We start from the raw sequence: 15,490 nt of genomic DNA, 5'->3' as shown, positions 1-15,490 counted from the left end.
GGCCCTCCATCAAGGTTCTGCCACAGGCTTCAGGTGCTCCTATAACCATCGAGATGGCCACGGTGTTCCTGAGAATCAATAGTTTCGTAGCTATATTCCACGCTCACCGGCCGTTTCTGGCAATGCACAAAGATGTGCATGCACCGGATCTTTTTTGAACTCTACGAAACTGTTTATTATTGTAGTTGAGAACGGGCCTGTCGCGGTATCAGCACATTTCGCGACGTGACATGAATGTCAAAAAGGTGTGCAATGTCGCCCGTGATTCGAGCTTTCGAAAAAACGTCGGCGGGCAGCCCCGGTCGGCCGAGCGCGCGCGCTCACGGCCCGCGCGCCCTGGAATCAGCATATCCTCCCCGTCCTGAATCGCGCCTGCGGCCTCTCAGCCGTTGAACGCCTTCTCCAGCGCGGCGATGTCGATCTTGACCATGCCGAGCATCACCTCGGTCACGCGCTTGCCCCGCTCACGGTCGCTGTCGGCGACCATTTCGGCAAGCGTCCGCGGCACGATCTGCCAGGAAAGGCCCCAGCGGTCCTTGAGCCAGCCACAGGCTTCCGGCGTGCCGCCATTGGCGAGAAAGGCATCCCAGATCCGATCGATCTCGGCCTGGCTGTCGAGCAGAACGGCAATCGAGAAGGAGTGGTTGAAGCTGTCGAGCGGGCCGGCTTTCATTGCCAGGAACTCCTGATCGCCGAGCGTGAATTCGATCAGCTCGACGCTGCCGGGAGGCCCGCTCGGCGTTTCCGCCGGCAATATCGTGGTACGCCCGATCCGCGAGTCCGGAATGATCGATACGTAGAATTCGACGGCTTCGCGCGCTTCCTCAGCGAACCAGAGATTGGAAACGACCTTCGGCATGACAGCCTCCTTGTTGACGAGCTTTGATCCGGACCTTGGGTCCGATGCTCCAAGGACGCGCCGCCGGCGCGGACTCCGACAGGCCGCGGCTAGGATTTTTCGTCGTGGAGCATCTACCGCTTGGGATAGCGAATGGCTCAGGAATGAAAGCAGAACATCTTTTCTGGTCTTTCCCTCCCGAATCACTACATTACGCGCCATGAGCAACAGTTTCGACGATATCCCCTTCTTCGACGAAGAGCCGGGCGAGGCGCCGCGCAAGCCGCAGCCTCCCCAGGCGCCGTCGGGAAAGGCGCCTGCGACGGGAAGCATTGCAGCAGGAGGCATCGCTGCCCGCGCCATGGCCGCCCGCGACGGCGGCAAGCGGCCGGATTATCTCGCCGGGCTGAACCCGGAGCAGACCGAAGCCGTCGAAACGCTGGAGGGCCCGGTCCTCGTGCTTGCCGGCGCCGGCACCGGCAAAACGCGCGTGCTGACGACCCGCATCGCCCATATCCTCAACACCGGCCGCGCCTTCCCCTCGCAGATCCTCGCCGTCACTTTCACCAACAAGGCGGCCCGCGAGATGAAGGAGCGCATCGCGCTGCTCGTCGGCGGCGCCGTCGAAGGCATGCCCTGGCTCGGCACCTTCCACTCGATCGGCGTCAAGCTTCTGCGCCGCCATGGCGAGCTCGTCGGCCTCAGCTCCGGCTTCACCATTCTCGACACCGACGACGTCGTGCGCCTGATCAAGCAGCTGATCCAGGCCGAAGGCCTCGACGACAAGCGCTGGCCGGCCAAGCAGTTCGCCGGCATGATCGACACCTGGAAGAACAAGGGCCTCGGCCCCGCCGATATCCCCGAGGGCGATGCCCGCGCCTTTGCCAATGGCCGCGGCCGCGATCTCTACTTCGCCTATCAGGCGCGCCTGACGACACTCAACGCCTGCGATTTCGGTGACCTGCTGATGCATCCGATCGCGATCTTCCGCAAGAACCCCGATCTGCTCAAGGAATATCACGGCCGCTTCCGCTATATCCTCGTCGACGAGTACCAGGACACCAACACCGCCCAATATATGTGGCTGCGGCTTCTGGCCCAGCGCGCCAAGGGCGAGCCGCAGAATGTCTGCTGCGTCGGCGACGACGACCAGTCGATCTATGGCTGGCGCGGCGCGGAGGTCGACAATATTCTGCGCTTCGAGAAAGATTTCCCCGGCGCCAAGGTGATCAAGCTGGAGCGTAACTATCGTTCGACCGAACATATCCTCGGCGCGGCCGCCCATCTGATCGCCCACAATGAAGGCCGCCTGGGCAAGACACTGTTCACCGACCGCGCCGATCCCGACGACGTCAAGGTGCAGGTCCATGCCTCCTGGGATTCGGAGGAGGAAGCCCGCGCCATCGGCGAGGAGATCGAGCAGCTCCAGCGCAACAAGCATCTGCTGAACGACATGGCGATCCTGGTGCGCGCTTCCTTCCAGATGCGCGAATTCGAAGACCGCTTCGTCACCCTCGGCCTCAACTACCGCGTCATCGGCGGCCCGCGCTTCTATGAGCGCCTCGAAATCCGTGACGCCATGGCCTATTTCCGGCTGGTGGCGCAGCCGGCCGACGATCTCGCCTTCGAGCGCATCATCAACACGCCGAAGCGCGGCCTCGGCGATACCACGGTGCGGGCACTCCACGACTACGCGCGCGCCCGCGACATCCCGATGTTGGCGGCAGCCGCCGACATCATCGAGACGGACGAGTTGAAGCCGAAGGCGCGCAAAGCCCTCTTCGACGTGATTCAATCTTTCCGCCGATGGCAGGAACTGCTTGAAAACACACCGCATACCGAACTTGCCGAGCAGATCCTCGAAGAGTCCGGCTATACCGACATGTGGAAGAACGACAAGAGCGCCGAGGCGCCCGGCCGCCTCGAAAACCTGAAGGAACTCATCCGCTCGATGGAAAGCTTCGAGTCGATGCGCGGCTTCCTCGAACATGTCTCGCTCGTCATGGACGCCGAGACCAACGAGAACCTCGACGCCGTCTCGATCATGACGCTGCATTCGGCCAAGGGCCTGGAATTCGACACCGTCTTCCTGCCCGGCTGGGAGGAAGGCCTGTTCCCGCACCAGCGCTCGCTCGATGAAAGCGGCCGCGCCGGCCTGGAGGAGGAACGCCGCCTCGCCTATGTCGGCATCACCCGCGCCAAGCGCCGCTGCCACATCTGGTTCGTTTCCAACCGCCGCATCCACGGCCTCTGGCAATCGACCCTGCCCTCGCGCTTCCTCGACGAATTGCCGGAAACCCATGTCGAGGTCGCCGAGATGGAGCAGAGCTACGGCGGTTACGGCCGCGGCGGCTACGGCCAGTCGCGCTTCGACAAGGCCGAACCCTTCGCCAACTCCTATTCCACCCCCGGCTGGAAACGCGCCCAGGCCAACAAGACCGAAGCCACCCGCGACAACTGGGGCACCCGCTCCGGCCACGCCGTCGAACGCATCGGTTATGGCGAAAGCGGCCCCAAGGGACGCACGATCGATGGCGAGCTGGTGGCGAAATCGACCTCGTCGGAACCGTCGAAGTTCACCCTCGGCGACCGCGTATTCCACATGAAATTCGGCAACGGCAACATCACCGGCATCGAAGGCAACAAGCTGACGATCGAATTCGACCGGGCCGGACAGAAGCGGGTGCTGGACGGCTTCGTCGAACGCGTGTGATCTTCCGGCGAAGCGCGGGAACCTTCACCCGAACATCCGCATGCTGCTGAGCCCGAGAATATCGTTCAGCAGGGCGATCCCCATTCCGAATGCGACGATCGACAGCCCGATCAGGAACAGCCGCCGCGCCCGGTCATATCTGGCGGCCAGCAGCGAGTCGCGCGCGAGCAGATCGGCAAACACCTTCACCTGAATGGCGATGCCGACCGTCAGAAACGCCATCGGCAACAGATCGACACGGCTCCAGTCATTCGGATTGGACACCCAGAGACTAATGAAATTGAGCGAGAAGCCGAGAATGATCCCGGTCGCCGTCAACGACCCGTTGCGGAACGTCGCATCGATCTTTTCGTCTGGCTGAGTCTCGGACATGGCTTCGGTTCCGGCTGGCGCTCAGGCAAGAAAGGCAGAAATCGCGGGCGGGAGCAAGATCGGCCTGGCATCGCATTTCCGAGAAGGCGGGAGAAATCGCGCATGGTGGCCGGCGCAAGACCTCTTACGCCACTCGACGCGACAGCCTCCAGCTCCCCCACTGATTGTATTAGATCCTTCTGTTTCAGCGACTTACTACCGGTAGTGACAGAATTAACACTTGCATGTCGGCCCCCGGAAATTCACTAGTTGATGCATTCAGTGCATTTGGCATTTGCATTGCGACAAAGCGAAGGGATTGGCCTTGATGAAAGCGCTGCTGCTCGTCGATATCCAGAACGGCTTCTGTCCGGGCGGCAATCTGCCGGTGCCCGATGGCGACAAGGTGGTTCCCGTCGCAAACAGGCTGATCGACAGCGGCAAATACGATCTGATCGTTGCATCGCAGGACTGGCATCCGCCGGGCCACGGCAGCTTCGCCTCCGCCCATCCGGGTGCTTCCCCCTTCGAGATGGGCGAACTCTCCGGCAAGCCGCAAATGATGTGGCCTGATCACTGCATCCAGGGCACGCTCGATGCCGAACTGCATCCCCAGTTAAAATCCGAAGAGATCGACCTGATCCAGCAGAAGGGCGAAGATCCGAGGATCGACAGCTATTCGGCCTTCCGCGACAATGACCGGGATGCCTCCACCGGCCTTTCCGATTTCCTCGAGGATCAGGGTATCACCGATCTCGATGTCTGCGGCCTCGCGACCGATTACTGCGTCAAGTTCTCCGCGCTCGACGCACTGGAAATGATGCCCAACGTGCGCGTCCGCTTCATCGAGGATGCCAGTCGCGGCATCACGCCCGAAGGTGTCGCCGCCGCGATCGAGGAGATGCGCGCCCATGGCATCGCCATTATCGACAGCGCCACGGTTTTGACCGGCTGACCCTAACACTTTCAATCCTCGATACTGCTCGAGATAAAGGACCTGCCACCGTGCGCGAACGGCCGGGAACCAGCGCCGCGCCCATTAAGCAGGAATTTATTCATCCGCATCGCCTATGAATATGACACCTGGGCGCAAGGAGTGCGGGGCAATGGACGAGGGGCGCGGCTTGTCGGAGATATCGAATGTTAAGGCTCGCTGGCACGGCCTGCTGATCTCCGTGCTCCGGCCCTCGCCCGATTTCGCTGCCCGGCATTATGATGAGCACAGGTTCAATTGCCTCGTCATGACACTGGTCACAGCCTTAGCCGGCACCTCGCTCTGGACATGGGACTTTACCCTCGATCCCGCCGGCGCGGCCAACACGATTTGGCTACGCCTCGCCACGCTGCCTGTCGCATTGCCTTACATGGCGGCGCTTTGGTTGCGGGTCGACCGGCGTCTTGCCCTTGTCGCCGCATTGTTCATGTTCCTCGGCTGGGAGGCGTGTTTTTTCGTCATCATGGGACGCATCGAAGGCGGGTTTGTCTATGGCCTTGCCGGCTTCATGTATTTCGTCTTCATGCCGCTCCTGGCGACCCGATGCTTCACATTCGCCGGCAATGCAGCACTGGTCGTTGCCATCGTCGCCTTTCCGGAAGTGGTTGCCATGACGGGCGCCGTTCCGCTGTTTGCTGCGGACAAATACGCAGCTTTGCTGGTGCCGGCGGGAAACATGAGCATTATCGCCGCCTTTATCATGGCATGGCTTTATGGCGCCAATGACGCTTTCCGGCAAAAGCTCGAGCTTGAGGCTGCGAGCGACGCGCTGACGGGGCTTTCCAACCGGCGGCGGTTCCGCCAGAGGCTTGAAGAAGTCGCGCGACGGCAGGGCATGGTCGGCCTTCTGACGCTCGATCTCGATCATTTCAAGCAGGTCAACGACACGATCGGTCACTTCGGCGGTGACGAATTGCTCATTCAGGTCGCCCGCCGCCTGCAGGCTTGCGTCCGCGCCGAAGACGAGGTCGCCCGCCTGGGTGGCGACGAGTTCGCGGTCATCCTCGGCGGTGAAATCAATGAACGCGAAGCGCGTCTCGTCGCCGAGAGGATGCTGGAGGCACTCGAGCGGCCGTTCTCGATCAGCGGCGAGAGCTTGACGATTTCAGCCAGCATCGGGGTGTCGATCCGCCCGACCCATGACGGTACCGTGACGCAGATCTACGAAATTGCCGATGCCGCCATGTATGCGGTCAAGGCCAAGGGCCGGCGGGGATACGGCTTTGAAGCGGTCAAGACGGCGGTTTGAGAGCAAGAACTGAGAGGCGCCGCGTCCCCCTACGGGCTCGCGGTCTTGCTCTTCTCGTCGCGCTCCAGAAGATAGATGTCCTCCGCCAGATCCTCCATCTTCTTCAGGAGGGCCGCATGGGCGTCGCGCAGGCCCTGATTGTAATAATGGGCGCCGATTTCTTCCGCGAAAAAGTCGAGCAGGAATTCGGCCGGCAGGGCGCCGATGGGATCGAGTTCCCGATCGAAATAAGCGCGGATGCGCGAAACGATCTCAGCCTTTTCTTCCCTGGAAAATTCGATCTTCTGCATGCTTGCCTCTCCGCCGAATGCGCTCAGGACGTTGATGCTTCAGCGAAATCGATTGGTCAATCAACGAAATTCAATTGCCGCGGCAAGCCGTAGACCATAAGGGAAAGCTGAATTTCCAACAGGGCACCCACATGAATCGCGCCGACTTTGTTGAAGGTTTGCGGGGCGGATCGGCCGTTGCGCTGGCATCGGCGCCCTTTGGCGCGCTCTTCGGGGCGCTGGCGGTCGAAAACGGCATGTCGCTTTCCGAAGCCGCCTTCATGAGCGCCACGGTCTATGCCGGCGCCAGCCAGATGGTCGGCATCGAACTCTTCGGCCACAATGTCCATGCCTGGCTGATCGTGCTGTCGATCCTCGCCGTCAATTTCCGCCACGTGCTCTATTCGGCGGCCTTGGCGCGCTACATCGGCCATTTCACCCCGGTGCAGAAATTCTTCACCTTCTTCCTGCTGGTCGATCCGCAATTTGCCGAAGCGGTGAAACGCTGCGAGTCCGGCCGAAAGCTCACCTTCGCCTGGTATTTCGGCTTCGGCATCATCATCTACATTCCCTGGGTGCTGATCAGCGTCGCCGGCGGCATGCTCGGCGGCTTCATCGGCGATCCCAAGGCGATCGGCCTCGACATCCTGCTGCCGGCCTATTTCCTCGGCATCGTCCTCGGCTTCCGCAAGCGCGACAATTTCCTGCCCGTGGCGCTCGTCAGCGCGGTGGCCTCCGTGCTCGCCTACCGCTATGTCGGCTCGCCCTGGCATGTCAGCCTGGGTGCTGCCGCCGGCATCGTGCTCGCCGCCCTGCTGCCATTGCCACGGCAAGAGTCCGATCTCGAAGCCGACGCCCTTCAATCCGAAGTACACGAGGTCTGAGCCATGGAATTCGATCTTCACATGGCGCTCGTCATCCTTGCCGCCGCAGCAGCAACCTTCGCCACCCGCATCGGCGGCTATATCCTCATCACCCGGATGAAGAGCATTCCCCCGCGCATGGAGGCGGCGCTGAATGCCGTGCCGGCCGCCGTGCTGACGACGCTGGTCGCACCCGCCTTCTTCATCGGCGGCTGGGAATCGAAACTGGCGCTGATCGTCGCCCTCTTCGTCGGCCTGCGCTTTTCCCATACATGGATGCTGGTCGCCGCCTGGATCATCGTGATGACCTGGCGCCACGCCGGCTGGTTCTGAGCACCGGCTGAAGGCCGGCGCCCAAACGCCCTTCTCTAATATTCGAGCGGCAGCGTCGCGTTTTCGAGCCATGCCCTGACGTCGTGATCATGGATCAGCGGCATCAGCGCCTCGCGCGTGCGGCGGTGATAGTCGTTGAACCAGTGCAGCTGGTCATGGGTCAGAAGCTCGGGGATGACGAGGCTGCGGTCGATCGGGCAGAAGGTCAGCGTCTCGAAGCCGAGCATGGCCATGTCGCCGCCGTCGATCTCCTCGGCCCCGCGCACATAGATCAGGTTCTCGATGCGGATGCCGAAGCTGCCCGGCCGGTAATAACCAGGCTCGTTCGACAGGATCATGCCGGGCAGCAGTTCCTGCGTCGAAAGCCTGGAGATGCGCTGCGGCCCCTCATGCACCGAGAGATAGGAGCCGACGCCGTGGCCGGTGCCATGGGCGAAATCGGCCCCTGCCCGCCACAGCGCGATGCGCGCCAGCGGATCGAGGTCGCAGCCGCGCGTGCCCTTCGGGAAGCGCGCCGTGCTGATATCGATCATGCCCTTCAGAACAAGCGTGAAGAAGCGGCGATGCTCCTGCGAAACCGCGCCGATGCCGACGGTGCGGGTGATGTCGGTCGTGCCGTTGATATATTGCGCGCCGGAATCGATCAGGAAGAGTTCGCCGGCCTCGATCATCCGGTTGGTTTCGGTCGTCACGCGGTAATGCATGATCGCCGCATGTTCGCCGGCACCCGAAATCGTATCGAAGGAAATATCCTTCAGCGGGTTCTGCATGCTCTGGCCGACGCGGGCGCGCGCCGCTTCGAGACGCTCGGCCGCAGCGATCTCGCTCACCGTGCCGGGTTTTTCCTGCGACAGCCAATAGAGGAACTCCACCATCGCCGCCCCGTCCTGCAGATGGGCGGCCGCCGAGCCGTTGATCTCGACGTCGTTCTTCACCGCACGCGGCAGCTTGGCGGGATCGGCCCCCTCCACCGCTTCGCCACCCGCCTTGCGGATGATTTCGGCAAGCGCGTAAGAAGCGATATCGGGATCGATCAGCACTCGCCCGCCGTCCCTGGAAACGGCGGCAAGCCTCTCCTCCAGCGCCGAGGGCGGCAGCTGCGTCGCAATCTGCGCGAGATAGGCCTCCGGCTCGATGCCGGTCTTGCGCTTGTCGAGGAAGAGTTCGGCGCGCCCGTCGGCATGGATGATGGCGCGCGCCAGCGGATGCGGCGTGTGCGGCACGTCGGCGCCGCGGATGTTGAAGGCCCAGGCGACCGACGAGGGATCGGCAATCAGCACCGCCGCAAGATTCTTCTTCGAAAGGCCGGCGGCAATCGTCGCGATCTTGTCGCTCGCCAGCACGCCTGCCTGGGCAACGTTCTGGATGGTCACAGTGCCGAGCGGCTCGGCCGGCCGGTCGCTCCACAGCCGGTCGAGCGGGTTGTGCGGCAGGAAGACCAGCGTGCCGCCGATCTCCGCAAGCGCCCTTTCCAGGCGGCGCACCTCCGCGCCCGCATGCAGCCACGGATCGATGCCGAGCCTGAGGCCCTTGGCCCCGTTTGCGGCAAGCCAGACATGCGGCGGCGCATTGACGAGATCGCCGCCCGAAAAGACCGAACCGTCGACCTGCTCGGCAAGCTGCGTCACATAGCGCCCGTCGACGAAGACGACCGCCTGCGTGCGCAGGATCAGCGCGATGCCCGCCGAACCCGTGAAGCCCGTCAGCCACGCCAGGCGCTCCGAGCATGCGGGAACATATTCGCCGTTGAATTCGTCGGCGCGCGGCACAAGGAAGGCGTCGATGCCGAGCGAATCGAAACTGGCGCGCAGCGCCGATACCCGATCCCTGCCGAATTGCGGCGTGGAGGTGACGTCGAAGGACTGGAACATGCTGGAAACCCGAATGGTTGAGACGAATCCGGTTAAGGGGATGGCCGCCATGTTAGCGAAATTTCAATCGATGGGGAGAAAAAGCGACAAAACGAGTCGAAACCGTTGAGCCCGCTCAATATTTTGACAGAACTGTGACGGCAAAAGTTAATTTGGCACGCTTTATGCATTTGCCGCATGGCTCCCATGAGCGAAACCCTCTGCCTCCGCGTTTCAGAATAGCTATATAGCAGCCATCGAACGGTTCGGACGAACCAGCAAACAAAGGATTTTTTGAAATGACCGCCTCTCTCTCGCGCTTCGCATACAGCAGCCCGGTGCAGGCTGGCGAACGCCAGACCGTGCGTCACATCATCGGCGCCCGCCGCCCGCAGAACGACGACAGCCTCAAGCTGCTCGGCACCGGCCAGCGCGCCACGCGGCACAAGGGCGCTCCCAGCTACGCGTTCTGAGTCTGAAGGCCTGTCCGTCTCCTCCTCCCTCCCCGGACCGGCCTATTGGAATGCAGTAGAGCCCGCTCGAGCACTCCTCCTTCGAGCTCGCGGGCATTGACCGGATAGACCGGTCCAAGGCGGTGCCATCGGCGCCGCCTTTTTGTTTTTGTGTTGAAGGCACCTTTCTGATTTTTTGGACGGTGCCAAAAGCAGCTCTGTTCTATGGGGCGCGCAAACCTCTCCTCCCTCATTCCTGTGCTCGTCACAGGAATCCAGTGCGCCCAAGTCTTTGGGCGCGGGAGACTCTCTCCAACGCGTATGGAGTCATTCACCGCGCGGACGCGCGGTGGCTGGATTCCTGTGACAGGCACAGGAATGAGGGAGAGGAGGAGTGGCCCCGCCCTAAGGACAGCATACGTTTCAAGGCGAGTTTGAGCCTCGTAATCAAGGCCGATCCAAATGGATCGTCACCCAACCATTCCGCCAGATCGTCCTGACGTGGCGAAGCCTTGCGCCGCTATAGGCGGCGATCACCTTCCAGCGCTGCGCGGCCAGAATCCCCGAAAGGATCACCGAACCACCCGGCGCAAGATGGGCCGCAAGCTGCGGCGCCATGCGGATCAGCGGCCGGGCGAGGATGTTGGCGATGATGAGATCGAAGGGACCGTGCTCGGAAAAGGCGGTCGAATGAAAGCCGGGCGCAGTCCTCGCGACGATGCCGGACGCAATGCCGTTGCGGCGCACATTCTCGGCCGCGACCTTCGTCGCCACCGGATCGATGTCGGTCGCAAGCACCGGAATGTTCCTGAGCTTGCGCACGGCGATCGCCAGCACGCCGCTGCCGGTGCCGAGATCGAGCGCGTTGCGGACCCGGCGCGAGCGCACCACGGCGTCGATCACTTCAAGGCAGCCGGCCGTCGTGCCGTGATGGCCGGTGCCGAAGGCCTGGCCGGCATCGATCTCGATGGCGATGTCGCCGGAGCGGACCTTGTCGCGGTCATGCGATCCATGCACGAGGAAGCGCCCTGCCCTGACGGGCTTCAGCCCTTCCAGCGATTTCACCACCCAGTCGACATCGGGAATGACTTCGCGCTGAAGGCGGGCATCGGGAAAGGCGATCTCCAGCGCCGCCTCGACGCGGGAGCGCACTTCCGCCTCGTCCTCGGCCATCATATAGACCGAGGCCTCCCAGATATCCTTCTTCTCATCGACCTCGGTGGTGCCGATGGCAAAGTCTTCTTCGCCGAAGACCTCGCTCAGGAGATCGAGGATCCGTTCGGCCTCGCTTTCGGTGGTGGACACGTAAAGGCGGATTTCACTCACGATAGGCGGTCTTTCCCGTTTCCATTGCCCGCCGCCGGCCGGGCCAGCGCCCGATCACCCTTTGCTGGCGAGATTCTCCAGCTTCTTTATCGCCGTGTCGGGGTTTTCGCCATAGGCGATCGTTCCGGAAAAACGCCCGGCCGAATCGAGCAGGAAGACGGAGGCGGTGTGATCCATCGTGTAATCGCCGTTCGGGTCCTTTTCGTCGACCGGCACCTTCTTGGCATAGACACGATAGCCTTTGATGACCTCGGCGATCTTGTCCGGCGGGCCTGAAATGCCGGTAATGCGCTTGGAAACGTTGGAGACGTACTCGTTCATGATCTCGGGCGTGTCGCGCTCGGGATCGACGGTGACGAAATAGGCCTGAAGCTTGGTGCCGTCCGGATCGACCTTCTGCATCCAGCCGTCCAGCTCGAAGAGGGTCGTCGGGCAGACTTCGGGGCAATGGGTGAAGCCGAAGAACAGCGCCGTCGGCTTGCCGCGCAGCGCCTGCTCGGTGATCGGCTGACCGCTCTGGGAGACCAGGGTGAATGGCACGCCGAAGGCTGCCTCCGACACGGCGTCCCGCGATTTCATGGGATAAAGCGTCAAAAAGCCGAGAGCCCCGGCGAGGACCACCACGGCGACCCAGATGACGATGCGGAATGTCTTCATTGGCATGAACCTCGATCCGGGCGGATATGCGCCGCCCACCCCTTGCGCGTTTCGCGTGATTATAGTCTCGGCCGGATGCACGCAATTCAAGAATATGTTTTCTGACCCGTGATTTATTGTCTCACCGGATCAGGCCGAAAATCGCCGCGCCGCTTTTGACATGAATCAAAAAACCTCATATTTTGAATGTTTTATCTCAAGCCGAACAGGTAATGGCGAGACACATATCGTTAGGAAAGACTTAAGCCGTCATATCTATATTTAACAGTGCGTGCGGCCCTATCGTGCCGTTCTGACATGATGTCTGCCGAGTGGCGAAAACCCCGGACGTCCGCATGAGGGTAGGAAAGCACAAACCCGAGCGGTTTGTGGAGGGGTCTTTTTATGACGAATTCAGCAGTGCGCAAGAGCCTGTCGGTCAGCCAGCGGCTCTGGACGCTCGGCGCAGCCGCCTTTCTCGGCTTCGGAACGATGCTCGGCGTCGGCTGGTATGAAAACGCGCGCGTCGACGCCGGCCTGCGTCGCGCCAGCGAGATCCAGGCGAGCGTCGACCGCATCGACGACATGCGGCTTGCGAACCTCACCCTGGTGCTGGCCGCGATGGACACCATCGTCGACAAGGACGACAAGGCGGTACAGCCGGAACGCATCAAGCTGATGGCCGATTCGCTTGCCACACTTTCCAACGGCTCGAAAGACATACATCTGCTTGCCGGCGAGATGAACAATGCCGAGTTGCTGAAGAGTTACGATAGCGACGTCGCCGCAATGGGCAAGGCGATCCAGGTCGATCTCGTCGCGCTGGTTCAGCAGGGCGCGTCCGACCCTGAATTCGACAAGATCGACGATACGATCGACGGTGCCGGCGAAGAGCTGACCAATACGCTCGACAAGCTTGCGGCAAACGGCGCGGCCTTCGCCCATCAGCATGTCCAGGCCGCCAATGCCATAGCGCAAGGCGCCCTCTACCTACAGATCGGGCTCGGCATCCTCGCCATCCTCACCATGGCCGTCCTGCAATATGTCCATGGCGGATCGATCCGCCGCGGCATCGCGGCCGTCAGCGAAAGCATGCAGCGCATCATGAGCGGCGATCTTGCCAGCAACGTTGCGGAAAAAACCCGAGGCGACGAGATCGGCGAAATGGCCCGCGCCGCCGACGCCTTCCGCCTTGCCGCAATCGAGAAGCGTGACCTCGAGGCGCAGAGCCAGAGCGACAGGCAACGCAGCGACGCGGAGCACCATGCCCGCGAAGCCGCCAAGCTCGCCGACGCCGAGGCGCTCAACGCCGCCGTCACCGCCCTCGGCGCCGGCCTCACCCGTCTGTCGGGCGGCGACGTGACCGTGACGATCGACCAGCCTTTCCGCGAAGAACTCGACCGCCTGCGCCTGGACTTCAACCAGACGACCGCGACGCTGCGCAAGGCGATGAGCGACATTGCCGTCAACAGCAGCTCGATCGAAGCCAACAGCCGCCAGATGCGCGCCGCCGCCGACGATCTCGCCAAGCGCACGGAACAGCAGGCCGCCTCCCTGGAAGAGACCTCCGCCGCCCTCGACCAGATCACCGCCACCGTGCGCAACGCCACCAGCCGCGCCGAGGAAGTCGGCCACATGGTCTCGCACACCCGGCAGAATACCGCCAAGTCCGACATCGTCGTCGGCGATGCGATGGCCGCAATGCAGCGAATCGAAGGCGCTTCCCGCGAGATCGGCAAGATCATCAACGTCATCGACGAGATCGCCTTCCAGACGAACCTGCTCGCGCTCAACGCCGGCGTCGAGGCCGCGCGTGCCGGCGAAGCCGGCAAGGGTTTTGCCGTCGTCGCCCAGGAAGTGCGTGAACTTGCCGGCCGCGCCGCGGGCGCTGCCAAGGATATCAAGGCCTTGATCGGAAAATCCGGCGATGAGGTGAAGACCGGCGGCGAGCTGGTGACGGCTGCCGGTGAAGCCCTTCGCCAGATCGGCGAAGATGTTCTGCGCATCGACGAACACGTTAAATCAATCGTAACCTCTGCGCGCGAACAATCGGTTGGATTGAACGAAATCAATACTTCGATCAGCCAGATGGATCAGGTCACGCAGAAGAACGCGGCCATGGTGGAAGAGACGAATGCCGCAAGCCATACGCTCGCCATCGACGCGGAAAACCTGACGCAGCTGGTCAAGCAGTTCAAAATCGGCGAGGGCATGAGCGCCCGGCAAACGCCGCGAGAGGCAACCGCCGCCTCGCATTCGAGACCTTCTCCCGCACGCAGCCTGATCGGCAAAGTCGCGGGCGCATTCAACGGCGGTTCTGCCGCCAAAGCCATCGCCGCTCCCGCCGGGGACAACTGGGAAGAATTCTGATCATGAACAACAACAATGCCATCAAGCAGTCGGGCTCTTATCTCGAAATCGTTTCGTTCCACCTGGGCGATCAGGAATTCTGCATCGACATCATGGCCATCCGCGAAATCCGCGGCTGGGCGCCGGTGACGCCGATGCCGCACACTCCGCCCTACGTTCTCGGCCTCATCAACCTGCGCGGCGCGGTCATTCCCGTCATCGACATGGCCTGCCGTCTCGGCATGAAAATGACCGAACCCTCCGAGCGCTCGGCGATCATCGTCACCGACATCGCCGGCAAGCTGGTCGGTCTGCTGGTCGAGCAGGTTTCCGACATGATGACCATCAAGAGCGAAGACCTGCAGCCGCCGCCGGAAATCATCCCGGAAGCCCAGCGCGCCTTCTGCCGCGGCATCGTCGCACTGGAGAAGACCATGGTCTGCTTCCTCAACCTCGACACGGTCATCGCCGACGAGCTGTCGCAGGCTGCTTGATATTCTCTACACTGATGTTGAAAGGCCCGGCTCGTCCGGGCCTTTTTTGTTTGATGTCGAGAGCATGGTTTCCGACTTTACGTAAAAACCCCTCCCCACCCCCTCCCCACAAGGGGGAGGGACTAACCTGAGGCACCGTCTCGTCCCTACCGAAAGGTCAAAGATTTGGAGTGCGGGTGCGGCAGTTTAAGCCCCTCCCCCTTGTGGGGAGGGGTTTGGGGCGGGGTCTTTTATGATGAGAACCCCACCCTTACGGCTTCCCATTCTTCCAAGTCACATTCTGCCCATAGAGCGGAATGGTCGAAATCGACATCTTCGCCGAGCCATCCGTCAGTTCCCTGGAATGGGCAAGATAGATCAGCGTGTCGTTGGTCTTGTCGTAGATGCGGTTGACGACCAGCGTCTTCCAGATGAGCGACATGCCCTGGCGGAACACTTCGCTGCCGTCCTTGGAGAGGTCGATATTGCCGATCTCGATCGGCCCGGTCTGCCGGCAGGCGATGGAATTGTTGGAGGGATCTTCGAACCAGTTGCCGTTCTTGAACCGGTCGATCAGGCTGCGGTCGAAATAGGTGACGTGGCAGGTGACGCCCTTGACTTCGGGATCGGAGACCGCCTCGACGATGATGTCGTTGCCGATCCAGTCGACCCCGACCTTGCCGACGACTTCGGCCGAGGCGGTGCCTGCGGAGATGGCGGCGAAAGAAAAGGCGGCGAGAAAAAACGTGCTGAGCTTGGACATGGCGGCTCCCTGGATAATCCGCATTCTAGAT

Annotated in this window: 15 protein-coding genes; 8 read left to right on the top strand and 7 right to left on the bottom strand. The window is 62.0% G+C overall.

Annotated features, from left to right (window positions below; translation table 11 throughout):
* Positions 1–382: 382 nt before the first annotated feature.
* Entirely contained in the window at positions 383–859 is a 477-nt protein-coding gene (locus tag ATY78_RS05700) for a VOC family protein (RefSeq protein WP_088681366.1), read from the bottom strand.
* A gap of 199 nt (positions 860–1,058) precedes the next feature.
* Between ATY78_RS05700 and ATY78_RS05695 the strand changes: the two genes are divergently transcribed.
* Positions 1,059–3,551, top strand: coding sequence for a UvrD-helicase domain-containing protein (locus tag ATY78_RS05695; protein WP_088681365.1), 2,493 nt, complete (start codon positions 1,059–1,061; stop codon positions 3,549–3,551).
* Between the two features lie 24 nt (positions 3,552–3,575).
* Here the strand turns inward: ATY78_RS05695 and ATY78_RS05690 are convergent, their stop codons facing one another.
* Positions 3,576–3,923, bottom strand: coding sequence for a hypothetical protein (locus ATY78_RS05690; protein ID WP_088681364.1), 348 nt, complete (start codon positions 3,921–3,923; stop codon positions 3,576–3,578).
* A gap of 307 nt (positions 3,924–4,230) precedes the next feature.
* On the opposite strand from ATY78_RS05690, the gene pncA reads away from it, so the two are divergent.
* Together pncA and ATY78_RS05680 are read left to right on the top strand one after the other, a co-directional pair.
* Positions 4,231–4,857, top strand: a complete 627-nt coding sequence (pncA, locus tag ATY78_RS05685; RefSeq protein ID WP_088681412.1) for a bifunctional nicotinamidase/pyrazinamidase — start codon at positions 4,231–4,233, stop codon at positions 4,855–4,857.
* Between the two features lie 151 nt (positions 4,858–5,008).
* Positions 5,009–6,145, top strand: a complete 1,137-nt coding sequence (locus ATY78_RS05680) for a GGDEF domain-containing protein (protein ID WP_190237399.1) — start codon at positions 5,009–5,011, stop codon at positions 6,143–6,145.
* Positions 6,146–6,174: 29 nt separating this feature from the next.
* Here ATY78_RS05680 and ATY78_RS05675 read toward each other — a convergent pair whose 3' ends face one another.
* On the bottom strand, positions 6,175–6,435 hold the full coding sequence (locus tag ATY78_RS05675; RefSeq protein WP_088681362.1) for a DUF2164 domain-containing protein: 261 nt from the start codon (positions 6,433–6,435) through the stop codon (positions 6,175–6,177).
* Between the two features lie 131 nt (positions 6,436–6,566).
* Here ATY78_RS05675 and ATY78_RS05670 point away from each other — a divergent pair, with 131 nt between their 5' ends.
* Together ATY78_RS05670 and ATY78_RS05665 are read left to right on the top strand one after the other, a co-directional pair.
* Positions 6,567–7,298, top strand: coding sequence for an AzlC family ABC transporter permease (locus tag ATY78_RS05670; RefSeq protein WP_088681361.1), 732 nt, complete (start codon positions 6,567–6,569; stop codon positions 7,296–7,298).
* Between the two features lie 3 nt (positions 7,299–7,301).
* On the top strand, positions 7,302–7,610 hold the full coding sequence (locus ATY78_RS05665; RefSeq protein WP_088681360.1) for an AzlD family protein: 309 nt from the start codon (positions 7,302–7,304) through the stop codon (positions 7,608–7,610).
* 35 nt (positions 7,611–7,645) lie between these two features.
* Here ATY78_RS05665 and ATY78_RS05660 read toward each other — a convergent pair whose 3' ends face one another.
* Positions 7,646–9,481 (bottom strand): aminopeptidase P family protein, encoded by a 1,836-nt coding sequence (locus ATY78_RS05660; protein WP_088681411.1) that lies wholly within the window; start codon positions 9,479–9,481, stop codon positions 7,646–7,648.
* Positions 9,482–9,759: 278 nt separating this feature from the next.
* Between ATY78_RS05660 and ATY78_RS28465 the strand changes: the two genes are divergently transcribed.
* Positions 9,760–9,933: a hypothetical protein gene (locus ATY78_RS28465; RefSeq protein WP_190237398.1), complete on the top strand. Its 174-nt coding sequence runs from the start codon at positions 9,760–9,762 to the stop codon at positions 9,931–9,933.
* Positions 9,934–10,359: 426 nt separating this feature from the next.
* Here ATY78_RS28465 and ATY78_RS05655 read toward each other — a convergent pair whose 3' ends face one another.
* Together ATY78_RS05655 and ATY78_RS05650 are read right to left on the bottom strand one after the other, a co-directional pair.
* Positions 10,360–11,238 (bottom strand): 50S ribosomal protein L11 methyltransferase, encoded by an 879-nt coding sequence (locus ATY78_RS05655; RefSeq protein ID WP_088681359.1) that lies wholly within the window; start codon positions 11,236–11,238, stop codon positions 10,360–10,362.
* 54 nt (positions 11,239–11,292) lie between these two features.
* Complete coding sequence (locus ATY78_RS05650) at positions 11,293–11,895, bottom strand: SCO family protein (protein WP_088681358.1); 603 nt, start codon at positions 11,893–11,895, stop codon at positions 11,293–11,295.
* A 384-nt stretch (positions 11,896–12,279) separates the two neighbouring features.
* Here ATY78_RS05650 and ATY78_RS05645 point away from each other — a divergent pair, with 384 nt between their 5' ends.
* Together ATY78_RS05645 and ATY78_RS05640 are read left to right on the top strand one after the other, a co-directional pair.
* Positions 12,280–14,244 (top strand): HAMP domain-containing methyl-accepting chemotaxis protein, encoded by a 1,965-nt coding sequence (locus ATY78_RS05645; RefSeq protein WP_088681357.1) that lies wholly within the window; start codon positions 12,280–12,282, stop codon positions 14,242–14,244.
* Positions 14,245–14,246: 2 nt separating this feature from the next.
* Positions 14,247–14,717, top strand: coding sequence for a chemotaxis protein CheW (locus tag ATY78_RS05640; protein ID WP_088681356.1), 471 nt, complete (start codon positions 14,247–14,249; stop codon positions 14,715–14,717).
* Between the two features lie 250 nt (positions 14,718–14,967).
* Here the strand turns inward: ATY78_RS05640 and ATY78_RS05635 are convergent, their stop codons facing one another.
* Complete coding sequence (locus tag ATY78_RS05635; RefSeq protein WP_088681355.1) at positions 14,968–15,459, bottom strand: CreA family protein; 492 nt, start codon at positions 15,457–15,459, stop codon at positions 14,968–14,970.
* Between the last annotated feature and the right edge of the window lie 31 nt (positions 15,460–15,490).

It is taken from the genome of Rhizobium sp. R635 (genome assembly GCF_002211285.1).
GTDB lineage: Bacteria > Pseudomonadota > Alphaproteobacteria > Rhizobiales > Rhizobiaceae > Rhizobium.
The sequence above is the reverse complement of the archived record's forward strand: the minus strand, read 5'-3'. Positions and strand labels throughout refer to the sequence as shown.